This window comes from Rahnella sp. PD12R (genome assembly GCF_019200965.1).
GTDB classification, from domain to species: Bacteria; Pseudomonadota; Gammaproteobacteria; order Enterobacterales; family Enterobacteriaceae; genus Rahnella; species Rahnella laticis.
Genome location: NZ_JAHTMS010000007.1, coordinates 339,737 through 353,780, shown reverse-complemented (window position 1 = coordinate 353,780; position 14,044 = coordinate 339,737). Strand labels below are relative to the sequence as shown.

Sequence of the window (14,044 nt, the reverse complement as noted above, 5' to 3'; positions counted from 1 at the left end):
GAGGGTGACGGTCAGGGCTGTCACCCAACGAGGTTATCCATGTTTAAGCACATCCGTGTGTCCACCTGCATGTTTTTGTTGTTGTTAGTGTTTTTCGTTATGCAACTGGTCAGTAGCGGTTTATCGCTGCAAGCTGCCCACACGGATAAATTAAATTTTGAGCAGATATCCAACACCGCCGAACAGCGTGATGCGCTCAGCCAGACCTGGTCATATTTGCTGCAAACCCGTAATACCCTGAACCGTGCGGCGACGCGTCTGGCGCTGAAACAGCCGCAGGACACAGTAACGCAGCTGATGGGTGACGCTAAAAACAGCCTGAAAAGTGCTGAAGATTCCTACGCCGCTTTCCTGGCTCTGCCGCGCAGAACTGAAAAAGCCGCTGAACTGACGACCGTGAATAAAGCCAGCTACGAAGCGCTGCACGGTATGTTGCAGGTTTTGATTGATTCGTTATCGCGCGGCGACATGGACGGATTCCTCGCCAGCCCGACGCAGAAATATCAGGATTTGTTCCAGAAAGAAGTCGGTAATTACACCGCTTATGTGGGCGGACGTTTCCAGCAGGCGCAAACGCAAACTGCGGATTCTTATCAGAGCGTGATGATTAACACCACCATCGTTACCGTGCTGTTGCTGGTTCTGACGGCGCTGGCGCTGGTCGTCACCCGTCGCATTCTGTTCACTCCGCTGACCATCATGCGCGGCCATTTTGACCGTATCGGTGCCGGGGATATCTCCGCGCCAATCACGGTAGACGGGCGCTACGAAATTAAAGTGATGCTCGAAAGCCTGCAACAGATGCAGCAGTCGCTGGCTGAAACCGTCCGCACCGTGCGTCACGGCGCCGACACCATGTTCTCCGGCCTGAAAGGCATTGCTGCCGGTAACACCGATTTGTCTTCACGCACCGAGCAGCAGGCTTCGGCGCTGGAAGAAACCGCCGCCAGCATGGAAGAGCTGACCGCGACCGTGAAACAGAACGCCGAGAATGCCCGTCAGGCCACACAGCTGGCGCGCGATGCCTCCAATACCGCAGAGAAAGGCGGCGAACTGACCGGTAACGTGGTGAGAACCATGAATGATATCGCCGGAAGCTCGAAGAAAATCAGCGCCATCACCAGCGTGATTGACGGCATTGCTTTCCAGACCAACATTCTGGCGCTGAACGCCGCAGTCGAAGCGGCGCGTGCCGGTGAGCAGGGTCGCGGATTTGCGGTCGTGGCCGGTGAAGTTCGCAGCCTGGCACAGCGCAGTGCGCAGGCGGCCAAAGAAATTAAGGCGCTGATTGATGAATCTGTCAGCCGCGTCAGTCAGGGTTCTGTTCTGGTGGAATCCGCCGGTAACACGATGGATGACATCGTGCGCGCCGTGACCCGCGTCACCGACATCATGGGCGAAATCGCCTCGGCGTCAGACGAACAAAGCCGCGGAATCGAGCAGGTTTCGATTGCCGTGACACAAATGGATCAGGTGACTCAGCAAAACGCCGCGCTGGTTCAGCAGGCTGCTGCTTCCACGCACGCGCTTGAAATTGAATCTGAGAATCTGACCCGCGCAGTATCGGTGTTCCGCCTTGCCACCACCGAAGGCGTGTTGCAACGCCGCAGTGGCCAGTCGCAGGCCTTTACACCACGCCAGGTGGCTCAACCCACGTTACTTCCGGCCACCGCGCGAGCGGGTTCGGCAGATAACTGGGAAACCTTCTGACAGGCTAATTGGGATGAAGCGTCAATGGGGTTTCCGTCACACCACCTGTCCATTAATGGAGCTGCACCATGAATCAACCAGGCTCGCCAATGAGTGCTGATAACTCCTCGATCATGGCACAGATGATCCAGCGTTTACCGCTGTCAGATACGCATTTCCGCCGGATCAGTGAGCTGATTTATCAGCGGGCGGGAATTGTACTGGCGGACCATAAACGCGAAATGGTCTACAACCGCCTCGTCCGGCGGTTGCGGATCCTCGGGCTTAATGACTTCAGCAGTTACATGGCTTTGCTGGAAAGTGACAGCAACAGCCCGGAGTGGCAGGCGTTTATCAATGCGCTGACCACCAACCTGACGGCATTTTTCCGCGAGGCGCATCACTTCCCGATTCTGGCGGAGCATGCCCGTTCGCGTCCGAATAATTACAGCGTCTGGAGTACGGCGGCATCGACCGGTGAAGAGCCGTATTCCATCGCCATGACGCTCAGCGAAGCGCTGGGGCCGCGTATGGCAAACTGCCGCATTCAGGCCAGCGATATCGACACGCAGGTGCTTGAAAAAGCCACGGCGGGCGTTTACCGGCTGGAAGAGCTGCGCACGCTCAGCCCGCAGCAGTTACAGAAATTCTTCCTCAAAGGCACCGGCCCGCACAGTGGCCTGGTGCGTGTACGCCCTGAACTGGCGCAGATGGTGGCTTTCCAGCAGCTGAATTTGCTGGCAAACCAATGGCAGCTGAACGGTCCGTTTGATGCGATTTTCTGCCGTAATGTGATGATTTATTTCGATAAAGAAACACAGGAGAAAATTTTACGCCGATTTGTTCCGTTACTTAAACCGGGTGGCCTGATGTTTGCCGGACACTCCGAAAACTTCAGCCAAATCAGCCGGGAATTTTATTTGCGCGGCCAGACCGTCTACGGCCTCGCCAAGGAGAGGTAATGAATAAAATCAGAGTGTTGAGCGTCGATGACTCGGCGTTAATGCGTCAGCTGATGACGGAAATCATCAACAGCCATCCGGATATGGAAATGGTGGCGACCGCGCCTGATCCTCTGGTGGCGCGCGATCTCATCAAAAAATTTAATCCGGATGTTCTGACGCTGGATGTCGAAATGCCGCGCATGGACGGCCTGGATTTTCTGGAAAAACTGATGCGTCTGCGCCCGATGCCGGTGGTGATGGTGTCGTCGCTGACCGGTAAAGGCTCGGAAATTACGCTGCGCGCACTGGAACTGGGGGCGATTGATTTCGTCACCAAACCGCAGCTCGGTATCCGTGAAGGGATGCTGGCCTACAGCGAAATGATTGCCGATAAGATCCGCACGGCGTCAAAAGCGCGTCTCAACAAAAACGTCAACGTTGAGCAGCCGCGCATTCTCAGCCATACGCCGCTTCTGAGCAGTGAAAAGCTGATTGCTATCGGGTCGTCTACCGGCGGCACCGAAGCCATTCGCCACGTGTTGCAGCCGCTGCCGCCGACCTGTCCGGCGCTGATGATTACGCAACATATGCCGCCGGGTTTTACCCGCTCTTTTGCCGAACGTCTGAACAAACTGTGTCAGATCACCGTGAAAGAGGCCGAGGACGGCGAGCGCGTTTTGCCGGGCCATGCGTATATCGCACCGGGCGACAGACATATGGAACTGGCGCGCAGTGGCGCCAACTATCAGGTTAAGTTGAACGACGGGCCGGCGGTGAACCGCCATCGTCCGTCGGTCGACGTGTTATTCCGTTCGGTGGCGCAGTATGCCGGACGCAATGCCGTTGGGGTGATCCTGACGGGAATGGGCAATGACGGGGCCGCCGGCATGCTGGAGATGCACCGCGCAGGGGCGTATACCCTTGCACAAAACGAAGCCAGCTGTGTGGTATTCGGTATGCCTCGTGAGGCTATCGCGACCGGTGGCGTAAACGAAGTGGTGGATCTCAGTCAAATCAGTCAGCGGATGCTGGCACAAATATCAGCCGGTCAGGCATTACGTATTTAATTTTTCAGCCTCGCGGCTTAGCACCAAACCTTAGGAGTAGATAAAACATGGCCGATCCAAATCTGAGATTTCTGGTAGTTGACGATTTCTCTACCATGCGTCGTATCGTGCGCAACCTGCTGAAAGAGCTGGGCTTCAACAACGTTGAAGAAGCGGAAGATGGTGTCGATGCACTGAACAAACTGCGTGCCGGTGGTTTTGACTTCGTGGTATCCGACTGGAACATGCCAAACATGGACGGTCTGGATTTGCTGAAAACCATCCGCGCTGATGGCGCATTAGCCAAACTGCCGGTGCTGATGGTGACGGCAGAAGCGAAGAAAGAAAACATTGTGGCAGCCGCACAGGCCGGTGCCAGTGGTTATGTTGTGAAACCTTTCACTGCGGCCACGTTGGAAGAAAAACTGGGCAAAATCTTCGAAAAACTGGGCATGTAGGAGCTGATTTATGGCAGAGATACCAATGCCTGCAAATGATGCGGCAACCGCGGGCGAGATTATCGCCCGCATTGGGCAACTGACCCGTATGTTGCGTGACAGCATGCGTGAACTTGGCCTGGATCAGGCCATTGCTCAGGCGGCTGAAGCCATTCCTGACGCGCGCGACCGTCTGGATTACGTCGTCACTATGACCGCTCAGGCCGCAGAACGCGCCCTGAACAGCGTTGAAGCCGCACAGCCACGCCAGAACAAACTGGAGTCTGGCGCGAAAAAGCTGGATAAGCGCTGGGATGAATGGTTCGAGAACCCGATTGAATTATCGGATGCACGCGAACTGGTCACGGATACCCGCAGCTACCTGAAAGAAGTCCCTGAGCACACCAGCTTTACCAATGCTCAGCTGATGGAAATCATGATGGCGCAGGACTTCCAGGATCTCACCGGTCAGGTGATCAAGCGCATGATGATTGTGGTTCAGGAAATTGAAAATCAGCTGCTGATGGTGCTGATGGAAAACATTCCTGAGCAGCAGGTTAAAGCCAAGCGAGAAAACGACAGTCTGCTTAACGGCCCGCAACTCGACGCCAACGGCGTCGGTGTTGTCGCTTCGCAAGAACAGGTCGACGACCTGCTGGATTCGTTAGGTTTCTGATGTTCAGAATGTTTGCCCGTCCGCTTTCAAAATTCAGAAGGCGGATGGGAAAACGTCACTCCGTGCTGCATTTCTCGCCCGTTCCCTCCGTTTTTCTACCCGCGAAGTCAGTTAAGTGATTTTGTGAGATTTATTTTAAAAAAATTTCACGTCACAGGATCCTGTACTCCTACGCTTATCCGGGAAAAATCCTGGAAACAAATTAATCCAGATCTGTCTCAGGGTTAGGTGAAAATTATCTGTTATCTTCAGCTCTGAAGAGTTAATAAGAAATATCCTGTATCCGCTGTGAGTTACCCGTAAATATTGGTTGGGATGTCGCCTGTGGGGTGTATTGCTCAATCAAAAAACCGCCGATACAATACGCCGCATTCGCCACTGAGCTGATCGGAATTAATAATTTCATCAGCCAGTGGGGAATTCTGGAAGTATAAAAATATATTTCCTGCACCGGGCGGAAACCGTTATTTATAAACGCCATGTTTATAAAGTGAGTCATGCTCAATTAACTCTTAACAGGTACTTAAATAAGGATATCACATGAAAAAGATCAACATGACTGAAGCAAGCACAATCGTTGGCGGCACCACTACTTGCGTTAACAGCTTCGAACTGAACCTGGTGGGTAATGCCACAGTTTGTAACGCTGTTAAAACTTGTACTGACAAAAACGGCGTTGTGACTAAAACCTTTACTGCTGCTGCAATCATCAACTGCGGTAGCGTAGGCTGAGAGTAATTTTCTCTCTGTAAGTTGGAATAAATCCAGGTAGTCATATTTATTCTGACCGGGCGTTGTATTGCAGTAATACAACGCCCACCTGGCTCCTGTGAATAATCACAATTGAAAGTATTTATTAACAGGGAGCCGTCAAAGCATCGCGTTAATTTTCAGGATGAAAGCCTCCCATGAAAAAAAGAATACTCCCCATTCTGGCTTATACCGTTTTTGTAGCGGTTATTTCAGCGCTTATTACTACCGCCTGGTTCCATTATTTCGTCTTAAACCAGAATAGCGGCAGCCCGGAAGAACAGCAGGTTCTGACTTCCCTGAGCGCCGACAAATTATCAAAAAGTCCGGTCCAGGACGGGCAGGATATTATCGAAATTTTCTCTTACGGCTGTCATTTCTGCGCGCTGAATGAAAAGAACGTAGAAGCGCTGGAAAAGCGTATGCCTGAAGGTAAAAAGCTGGTGCGCCTGCATTTCAGCCTCGACAATCAGGGCGGGCTGGCACGTTTTGCGCCAGTATTTGCGACACTTCAGGTCATGGGCATTGAAGAGGCGCACCGCGAGAGTGCTTATGAAGCCGTGCTCAAAAACAAAATTGATTTAGGTGATGCAGAGAAACGCACTGCGTGGCTTCAGGAAAACAAGATCAGCGTTGATGAATATAATAAAGTCAGCCAGACGCCTGAAGTGAAAGAACTGCTGGATTACATGACGAAAGTCACTCAGTACTACGATATTAATGCCACGCCGATCTTTATTGTGAATAAAAAATGGGTTGCTATTCAGGATCGCGAGTTCCCGGCGTTCTCTGATAATTTGCTGTCATTATTAGAGCATGACAAGGCGCTGGAGAAATAATGAAATTCTTCGCCCTGTGGTGCGCTCTGTTTTGGAAAAACCTGTCGGTCAGGCTGATGTGGTTTTTCTATAAACTCCGGCTTATCGGTTACAGGGCGCATTGTTTATTATTCCGGCACATTGATTACCGTATTATTTTTGGTTTGTCACGGTTCGGGCGCTTTCTGGGGCTGACGCCACGCACGGTTAAACTGCGTGCTGCGGTGGCCCATTCAAACAGGAAGTGCCTGCTTGATGATAAAAAGACGTTTAATTATATCTGGCAAACCCGGCGTCGTGAGCTGCTGATTCAGGCGGTGACGTACGGGCAAAGCCGCCGTGCGTTGCGCGAGCTGGCAGCCTGTTCGGCGGCGCTGAATGCGGTGGTTGAGCCGTTGCACCGCGCCGGGCAGCCGGTCATTCTGGCACCGCTGCACATGGTGTCAGACGTGCTTTCCACCATGGTGGGCGCGGCGGCGTATCCGGGAAAAGCAACGGTCATCACATCAAGAAGCGCCAATGCGCATGATGAAGCTGAACGGCAGCTGGGCGGCGTCGATCTGACCTACTGTTCAATTCATGACAATAACAAAACCCTGGCGGGCAATATGATGACGTCGGTAATGGAAGCGGCAGAGAATAAGCGAAATATTATTCTCTTTCCTGACATTACACCTGACTTCACCAACTTTGCGAGCAAGGATAAAAGCGAAAAGTTTCCGTGCAGGATATTTGGCCGTCCGGCCCATCTGCACAGCGGAATTATTCGTCTGGCAAGAATGATGTCGGCGCAAGTCGTTTTTTATCACCTTTATTACGATAAAGGATTACAAATAGCGGTGCATGAACCGGTGCCGGCCAAAAAGCTGAAAACCGAAATGCCGGGAATTATTGAACGAAGTATAAGCGAACATTCCACTGACTGGATGCTGTGGCATTCACACTCACTCTTTTTTATTAATGAATAAACCAAAGTGCGTGCAGGGATATTACTGATAAGAATAGGATGTTGAGGTCGTTTGTTTATGGATAATATTATTCCCAGACTGGTTTATCAGGCTGAAACCAATGAATGTGCGCTGGCCTGTATTTCCATGCTGGCCGAAACGCAGGGCATTGACGCGCCGCTCGATGCGCTGCGTGAACGTTTCCCCGCCTCGGCCCACGGCACCGCGCTGTCCACGCTTTGCGACATTTTAAATGAGCTGTCGATCCCTGCGTATCCTGTCGCGTTCGATCTGGAAGAGTTGTCCGAACTGCCGCTGCCGGCGATTTTACACTACGGCGCGAGTCACTATGTTTTGCTGGCTTACCGGCAGGGCAGTTATGTCTGCGTGATGAACCCGGCGATTGGCGAACAGCTGTTGCCGGTGGCGGCGCTGAAATCAGAGATCAGCGGCTATGCGCTGGTGCTCGATAAAGACGCCGCAACGGCAAAACCCGTTCCTGAAAAGGTGAAGAAAACCCGCCGTTTCCGTGCGCTTGAATGCATGAGCCTGAAAGAAACCGCAGGTATTCCGGGCATTTACAGCCTGATGATGCTGGCATTTCTGGTCTCCCTGACGCTGTTTATCATGCCGGTGATGGTCAGCAGCGCCATCAATAATGTCTTCTCGTCCGGCGGGAAAACCGATTTCCCATACTTCTACTATCTGCTGGCCTTCGTGATTTCCACGCTGCTGGCTTTTGCCGTGCGCAGCGTGACCGAGCGGTTCATCAAGCGCTTCGTGGTGATGCAAAGTGTCAGCGGTTTTGCGCGTCTGATGACGAATTCCCTGGCCTATTTTGAGAAACGCAGCCCCGGCGAAATCTACAGCCGTTTCTCTAACTGGCAACTGGCCGCCGCCCGAAAAATCGAGCTGGACAACGGCCTGCGTGTGAACTGGATTGTCGGCGCCATTGCGCTCGGTGTGATGTGTTACATCAGCCCGATGCTGGCCGCCATTTCTGCCGCGGGCGTCACCCTGATGGGGCTGGTCAGCGTCTGGGCGATTTTCCGCGATCGTTTTTACACCCAGCAAATTCAGGTAAAAAGCGCCGAGCAGAGTGATTTCCTGCTCGAAACCATCCAGGGTTTTGCCACGATAAAATCGGCAGGGCTGAGCAGCCAGCGCCAGGGCGTTTTTGCCGGATACGCGCTTTCGCTGTTTGACTGCCGCCAGAAGCAGAACGTTTACGAGCAGGTCAAAAGCAGTCTGTATCAGCTGATCGGCAGTCTGGAGATGGTGTTTTTCATGCTGCTGGCGCTGCCGCTGCTGAAAGATAACCTGATTTCTCTCGGTGAGTTTTTCGCCTACAGCTTTGTGCGCCAGATTTTTACCGCGTACATCACGCAGATTTTCTTCTCCGTTTTGCAGAAAAATCAGCTGCACGTCATCGATACCCGCGCGAAGGATCTGTTCCCGTCCGCGCCGGTCAGCGAAGAAGGACACGGCGAGACGCTGCCGCCGGTGGCGCATTTCAATCAGCAACTGACCTATCGTGATATCTGCTTTGCCTATGAACCCGGCAAACCGGTGCTGGAAAACCTGTCGATGGTGCTGCGTCGCGGCGAAGCGCTGGCGATCGTCGGGCAAAGCGGCGCGGGCAAAAGCACGTTGCTGAAAGTGATCACCGGGCTGATTGAACCGCAGTCAGGCGAAATTCTGGCAGACGGTCAGCGGGTGAGCAGCCGTCAGGCGCAGAAACTGTTCTTCCTGCAAAGCCAGGAGGACATCCTGTTCAATGCCTCGGTGGTTCAAAACATCACGCTGTTTGACCCGCATTTTGACGCACAAAAACAGCTGCGCGTTGATCAGGCTTTTCAGGGGCTGAATCTGACGGACGTCATTGACCGTCTGCCGGGGAAACAAAATGCGCTGATCCGCGAAAGTCATCCGGCGTTATCCCTCGGCCAGCGGCAGCGCCTGATGCTGGCGCGTGCGATGTACAGCGATTGTCCGGTGCTGGTGCTGGACGAACCGACCGCGAACCTGGATGAAGTGACCGCGTTGCAGGTCATGCACACCCTGATTGAACATTGCCGCCAGTATCAGAAAACGCTCATCACCGTCACGCACAGCGAAACCACCCTGACGATGTTTGACCGCATTTGCCGGATGGACCAGCGTCGCGTGGAATCTTACGGTGCCGCAGCGGGCAGCCACCGAATCGCTCAGGGAGAAGAGGCGTGATGTCCGGATTAAAAAAAATAAATGCGCTGCCGGTCAGAAAACGCAGGGCGGTTTTTGCGCTGCTTGGCGCGCTGGTGATTGTTCTGGTCGTCGCCGGTTTCCTGCTCTGGCAGGCGCTGAACCGTACCGAAGTTCCGCTGGTGACGGAAGAAGTCAGCCGCGGCGACATCGAAAAAACGGTGCTGGCGACCGGCATCCTCAAACCGTCCGTGCAGGTTAACGTAGGTGCGCAGGTTAACGGTCAGCTTAAAAAACTGTACGTCCGTGCCGGTGACAAGGTGACGAAAGGCCAGCTGCTGGCCGAAATCGACCCGACCTTACAGCAAAGCGAACTGCGTAAATCCGAAGCCGAACTCGACAGCGCCGTGGCGCAGAAACAGGCGTCACTTTTTACCCTCAAACAATACCAGCTGGAACTGAAACGCCAGCGGAAGATGGACAGCGAAGGTTCCGGGATCCGCAGCACGCTGGAGCAGGCGCAGGCGAAAGTCGATACGCAGGTGGCGCAGGTCAAAGTGAATGAAGCGCAGATTGTGCAGGCGCAGATGTCGCTGGAAACGGCGAAAGCCAATCTGGGCTATACGCGGATCCTCGCGCCGGTCGACGGCCAGGTTCTGGGTATTGTCACCAAGGAAGGGCAAACCGTGGTGTCCTCACAAACCGCGCCGACCATTCTGGTGCTGGCTAATGTCGATACCATGACCGTGCAGACCCGTATTTCAGAAACGGACATTCTGAAAGTTCACGCCGGGCAACCGCTGTGGTTCTACGTGGTGGCAGATCCGAAACACCGTTATGAAAGTGTGATGGGTACCTTGCAGGACGCGCCGAATGACGCTTTGCAGGACGATACCGCCAGCACGACGTCATCACAGCAGCCGTCTGCCGTCTATTACAACGGCGTTTTCAGCGTGCCCAATCACGACCATGTGCTGCGGACATCGATGACCGCGCAGGTGTTTATTGTCACTGAACAGGCCAGAAACGTGCTGCGTCTGCCGGTTGTCGCGCTCGGTGAGCCGCAGGGGAAAGACCAGTATCAGGTGCAGGTCGTGAACGGGAAAAACGTTGAACAACGCCTGATCCGCGTCGGGATTAATGACCGCCAGTTTGCGGAAGTTAAAGAAGGGCTGAAGGAAGGCGAGCGCGTCGTGTCGTTGCAGGGCAGTTCAGGAGCCGTCAATGGCTGATTCTCCGTTAATCGAGCTTGAGCATATTTACCGGCATTTTGGCTCAGGAAATGCCGCCGTTACCGTGCTCAAAGACATTTCCCTGCGCGTGCATGCCGGGGAAATGCTGGCCATCATCGGCGCATCGGGTTCCGGTAAATCCACGCTGATGAACATTCTGGGCTGCCTGGATAAGCCTTCAGAAGGCAGCATGCGCATTATGGATGTGCCGACGGGTGTGGCCAGCAACGAACAGCTGGCGCAGCTGCGCAGTCAGTACATCGGTTTTATTTTCCAGCGTTATCACCTGATGCCGTATCTGACGGCAACGGAAAACGTCGCCATACCGGCGCTTTACACCGATATGCCTGCGGCTGAACGTGAGAGCCGTGCGACACATTTGCTGACGCGCCTCGGGCTGGGCAGCCGCCTGGATTACCGTCCGGCGCAACTTTCCGGCGGCCAGCAGCAGCGCGTGAGTATTGCCCGTGCACTGATGAACGGTGCGCAGATTATTCTCGCGGATGAGCCGACGGGCGCGCTGGACAGCAGCAGCGGGCAGGAGCTGATGGCGATTTTGCACGGTCTGCATCAGGCCGGGCATACCATCATCATCGTGACGCACGACCGCAATATCGCCAGCCAGTGCCAGCGCATTGTGGAGATCCACGACGGGGCGATTATTGCCGACAGCGAAAATCCGGTGGCTGAACAGGGGCAGCCGCAGGGCTTACCGGCGACCACCGCAACGGGCCGTTCTCCGGCCTGGCAGGGCATCAAAGAAGCCGTGCGCATGGCGTGGCGATCGCTGCTCGGACACCGCGTCCGCGCATTCTTGTCCATGCTGGGCATTATTATCGGCATCTCATCGGTGGTCTCTTCCATGGCGGTCGGCGAGGGCGCCCGGCAGAGCATTCTGAGTCAGATCAGCCAGCTCGGCACCAGCACCATCGAAATTCAGCCCGGTCTGGGCTGGGATAAACCGCGTCCGGATTTTGAACGCTCGCTGACGCTGGACGACGTTGAGCTGCTTGGCCGTCAGCCTTTTATCGACAGTCTGTCGCCGGTGGTCAGTAAAACGGTCATCGCGATACGCGGCGGGCGGCAGGTGCTGGTTTCGCTGTCCGGCGTCAGCAACGGATTTTTCCGTGTGCAGGGGCTGAATTTTGCGTCGGGAAATCATTTTACCCGCCGTGATCTCGATGACCGCGAGCCGGTCGTCATCATCGATCAGAGTGTGCGCAGTACGCTGTTTCCCGGCGGCGAAGATCCGATGGGCGAGATCGTTCAGCTTTCCGGCGTGCCTTACCGCGTGATTGGCGTGGCGGACAGAAAAGGGCCGAAATACATCGGCGAGCAGCTGAGTTCGTGGATCCCTTATACGTCGCTGATGGAACGCATGTCCGGGGATACGCCGCTGCAATCCATCACGCTGCGCATTGCCGACAATTTCCCGATTGAGGATGCGCAGAAAGACGTTGAGCGGTTGCTGGATTCGGCGCACGGGAAACGCGATTTCTTCACGATGACCAACGATCAGATGACCAAAACGATCCGCAAAACGTCGGAATCCATGACGCTGCTGATCACCGCCATTGCCGGGATTTCCCTGCTGGTCGGCGGCGTCGGGGTGATGAATATCATGCTGGTGTCGGTCACGGAGCGTACGCATGAAATTGGTATCCGCCTTTCCGTGGGCGCACGCCCGGCGGACATCATGCGGCAATTCCTGATTGAGGCGATGGTGATTTGTACGCTCGGTGGGCTGATTGGTATTGCCGGTTCCGGCCTCGCCGGGCTGATTTTTTCTCAGGTTACGCAGGAATTCACCATGATTTTCACCTGGCCGCCTATTTTGCTGGCTTGCGGATTCTCCGCGCTTATCGGGCTGGGGTTCGGCTTTTTCCCGGCGCGGAATGCTGCCCGTCTGCACCCGACAGAGGCGCTGGCTCGCGAATGAACAAACTGACTCTTATCGCCGTCACGCTGATGCTGAGCGGCTGCGGGCAACTGCTTAAAAGCGATTACCAGAGGCCGATGCTCTCTGTCCCTGACGCCTGGCGCTTTCAGGAAACGGGTTCTGCCTATGCGAAGTTCACGCCGCACTGGTGGGATAACTTTGACGACCCGCAGCTGTCGCGGGTGATCAATGCCGCGCTGCAAAGTAATAACGATCTGGCGCTTGCCGGGATCAAACTTAAACAGGCTCGGCTGGCTGCCGGATTGTCGGATACCAATCTGACGCCAGATTTCACGGCGAACGCGTCGGCCAGCAACACCAAAAATATGCGCAAGTCCACCACGCCGGTGGAAAGTTACGACAACGGGCTGTCGGCGTCGTATGAGCTGGATTTGTGGGGAAAACTGGCGCGCACCCGTGAGCAGTCGGACTGGCTGGCGAAAGCGTCTGCCGAAGACTTGCAGGCGACCGCGCTGACGCTGATTGGCAACACGGCGCAGCTTTACTGGCAGATTGCCAGCCTGAATCAGCAGATCACGACATTACAGCAGAGCCTGACGATCGCGCAGGAGACGCTGAAGATGGTCACCTCCCGTTTCAGTGCGGGCGATCTCGGTCAGCTGGATTATTTGCAGGCGCAGCAAACGGTACTGACGCGGGAAAACAGCCTGCGGGATCTGATCCGGCAGCGCGAAGAATCGCGCAATGCGCTGGCGATTTTGCTCAACCGCCCCGCCGGACAGTTTGCCGCTGAACGCCGCTCGCTGGATTTCCACCAGACCGTACCGGTCGCCAGCCGTCTGCCGGTTGAGGTGATCGCCAGAAGGCCGGATGTGCAGTCATCCGAAATGAATTTACGCGCCGCGCTGGCGGGTTCTGACGTTTCGCGGCTGAGCTTTTATCCGTCGCTTTCCCTGAACGGTTCGCTGAATGCGGGCGCGGCGGTGTTCGGCCAGTGGTTCAGCAATCCGACACGCACGCTGGGCACGGCGCTCGATTTGCCGTTTATCCAGTGGAACAAAGTGCAGATGACGGTGGAACAGTCCGGGCTGGATGTGCAGACCGCCGCAATCCAGTTCCGCAGCACCGTTTACAGCGCGTTGCAGGATGTGGATAACGCGCAGTCGCAACGCCAGACGTATCAGCAGCAAAAGCAGAGTCAGTTGCAGAATCTGGAACTGAGCCGCCAGCGGCTGACGCTGGTGGACAGCCAGTACCGCAACGGATCGGTGACCTTCCAGACATTACTGGATGCGCAGGATTCGCTGCTGGACAGCGAAAATACGCTGATCACCACCCAATACAATTATCTCTACTCCACCATGAAACTCTGGCTGGCGCTGGGCGGCGGGGAAGACAACACAATGGATCAGAAAGGATAA

Annotated in this window: 12 protein-coding genes; all 12 read left to right on the top strand. The window is 54.9% G+C overall.

The genetic code is table 11. From position 1 onward, the window contains the following. Positions 1-39: 39 nt before the first annotated feature. Positions 40-1,710 carry a methyl-accepting chemotaxis protein gene (locus KWG64_RS16350; protein ID WP_218522455.1) on the top strand — a complete coding sequence of 557 codons (1,671 nt, stop codon included), beginning with the start codon at positions 40-42 and terminating at the stop codon, positions 1,708-1,710. A 68-nt stretch (positions 1,711-1,778) separates the two neighbouring features. Next, positions 1,779-2,651 (top strand): protein-glutamate O-methyltransferase CheR, encoded by an 873-nt coding sequence (cheR, locus tag KWG64_RS16345; RefSeq protein ID WP_195814584.1) that lies wholly within the window; start codon positions 1,779-1,781, stop codon positions 2,649-2,651. Beyond that, a complete protein-coding gene (locus KWG64_RS16340) occupies positions 2,651-3,700 on the top strand; it encodes a chemotaxis response regulator protein-glutamate methylesterase (protein ID WP_152325862.1) in 1,050 nt (349 codons plus the stop codon). Before cheR ends, KWG64_RS16340 begins: the two co-directional genes overlap by 1 nt. A gap of 47 nt (positions 3,701-3,747) precedes the next feature. Beyond that, positions 3,748-4,137, top strand: coding sequence for a chemotaxis response regulator CheY (cheY, locus tag KWG64_RS16335; protein WP_104922338.1), 390 nt, complete (start codon positions 3,748-3,750; stop codon positions 4,135-4,137). A gap of 10 nt (positions 4,138-4,147) precedes the next feature. Next, complete coding sequence (cheZ, locus tag KWG64_RS16330) at positions 4,148-4,792, top strand: protein phosphatase CheZ (RefSeq protein ID WP_104922337.1); 645 nt, start codon at positions 4,148-4,150, stop codon at positions 4,790-4,792. A gap of 540 nt (positions 4,793-5,332) precedes the next feature. Further along, positions 5,333-5,524, top strand: coding sequence for a DUF4762 family protein (locus tag KWG64_RS16325; RefSeq protein ID WP_104922336.1), 192 nt, complete (start codon positions 5,333-5,335; stop codon positions 5,522-5,524). A 176-nt stretch (positions 5,525-5,700) separates the two neighbouring features. Further along, positions 5,701-6,381, top strand: a complete 681-nt coding sequence (locus KWG64_RS16320; RefSeq protein ID WP_218522454.1) for a DsbA family protein — start codon at positions 5,701-5,703, stop codon at positions 6,379-6,381. Further along, positions 6,381-7,328: an ABC transporter gene (locus KWG64_RS16315; RefSeq protein WP_218522453.1), complete on the top strand. Its 948-nt coding sequence runs from the start codon at positions 6,381-6,383 to the stop codon at positions 7,326-7,328. The genes KWG64_RS16320 and KWG64_RS16315 overlap by 1 nt, the downstream gene beginning before the upstream one ends. Before the next feature lie 57 nt (positions 7,329-7,385). Beyond that, positions 7,386-9,533 (top strand): peptidase domain-containing ABC transporter, encoded by a 2,148-nt coding sequence (locus tag KWG64_RS16310; RefSeq protein ID WP_218522452.1) that lies wholly within the window; start codon positions 7,386-7,388, stop codon positions 9,531-9,533. Beyond that, complete coding sequence (locus KWG64_RS16305) at positions 9,533-10,723, top strand: efflux RND transporter periplasmic adaptor subunit (protein WP_218522451.1); 1,191 nt, start codon at positions 9,533-9,535, stop codon at positions 10,721-10,723. The genes KWG64_RS16310 and KWG64_RS16305 overlap by 1 nt, the downstream gene beginning before the upstream one ends. Continuing rightward, the gene (locus KWG64_RS16300; RefSeq protein WP_195814589.1) at positions 10,716-12,662 is read left to right on the top strand and encodes a MacB family efflux pump subunit; all 1,947 of its coding nucleotides are present in this window, start codon (positions 10,716-10,718) and stop codon (positions 12,660-12,662) included. The genes KWG64_RS16305 and KWG64_RS16300 overlap by 8 nt, the downstream gene beginning before the upstream one ends. Next, positions 12,659-14,044, top strand: coding sequence for an efflux transporter outer membrane subunit (locus tag KWG64_RS16295; protein ID WP_218522450.1), 1,386 nt, complete (start codon positions 12,659-12,661; stop codon positions 14,042-14,044). Before KWG64_RS16300 ends, KWG64_RS16295 begins: the two co-directional genes overlap by 4 nt.

What these genes read in the sequence shown, in the direction of transcription:
- cheR (WP_195814584.1), top strand. Translation starts at nt 1,779, where the DNA reads ATGAATCAACCAGGCTCGCCAATGAGTGCTGATAACTCCTCGATCATG.
- KWG64_RS16310 (WP_218522452.1), top strand. Translation starts at nt 7,386, where the DNA reads ATGGATAATATTATTCCCAGACTGGTTTATCAGGCTGAAACCAATGAA.
- KWG64_RS16305 (WP_218522451.1), top strand. Translation starts at nt 9,533, where the DNA reads ATGTCCGGATTAAAAAAAATAAATGCGCTGCCGGTCAGAAAACGCAGG.
- KWG64_RS16325 (WP_104922336.1), top strand. Translation starts at nt 5,333, where the DNA reads ATGAAAAAGATCAACATGACTGAAGCAAGCACAATCGTTGGCGGCACC.
- KWG64_RS16300 (WP_195814589.1), top strand. Translation starts at nt 10,716, where the DNA reads ATGGCTGATTCTCCGTTAATCGAGCTTGAGCATATTTACCGGCATTTT.
- KWG64_RS16315 (WP_218522453.1), top strand. Translation starts at nt 6,381, where the DNA reads ATGAAATTCTTCGCCCTGTGGTGCGCTCTGTTTTGGAAAAACCTGTCG.
- KWG64_RS16340 (WP_152325862.1), top strand. Translation starts at nt 2,651, where the DNA reads ATGAATAAAATCAGAGTGTTGAGCGTCGATGACTCGGCGTTAATGCGT.
- KWG64_RS16295 (WP_218522450.1), top strand. Translation starts at nt 12,659, where the DNA reads ATGAACAAACTGACTCTTATCGCCGTCACGCTGATGCTGAGCGGCTGC.
- cheZ (WP_104922337.1), top strand. Translation starts at nt 4,148, where the DNA reads ATGGCAGAGATACCAATGCCTGCAAATGATGCGGCAACCGCGGGCGAG.
- KWG64_RS16350 (WP_218522455.1), top strand. Translation starts at nt 40, where the DNA reads ATGTTTAAGCACATCCGTGTGTCCACCTGCATGTTTTTGTTGTTGTTA.
- KWG64_RS16320 (WP_218522454.1), top strand. Translation starts at nt 5,701, where the DNA reads ATGAAAAAAAGAATACTCCCCATTCTGGCTTATACCGTTTTTGTAGCG.
- cheY (WP_104922338.1), top strand. Translation starts at nt 3,748, where the DNA reads ATGGCCGATCCAAATCTGAGATTTCTGGTAGTTGACGATTTCTCTACC.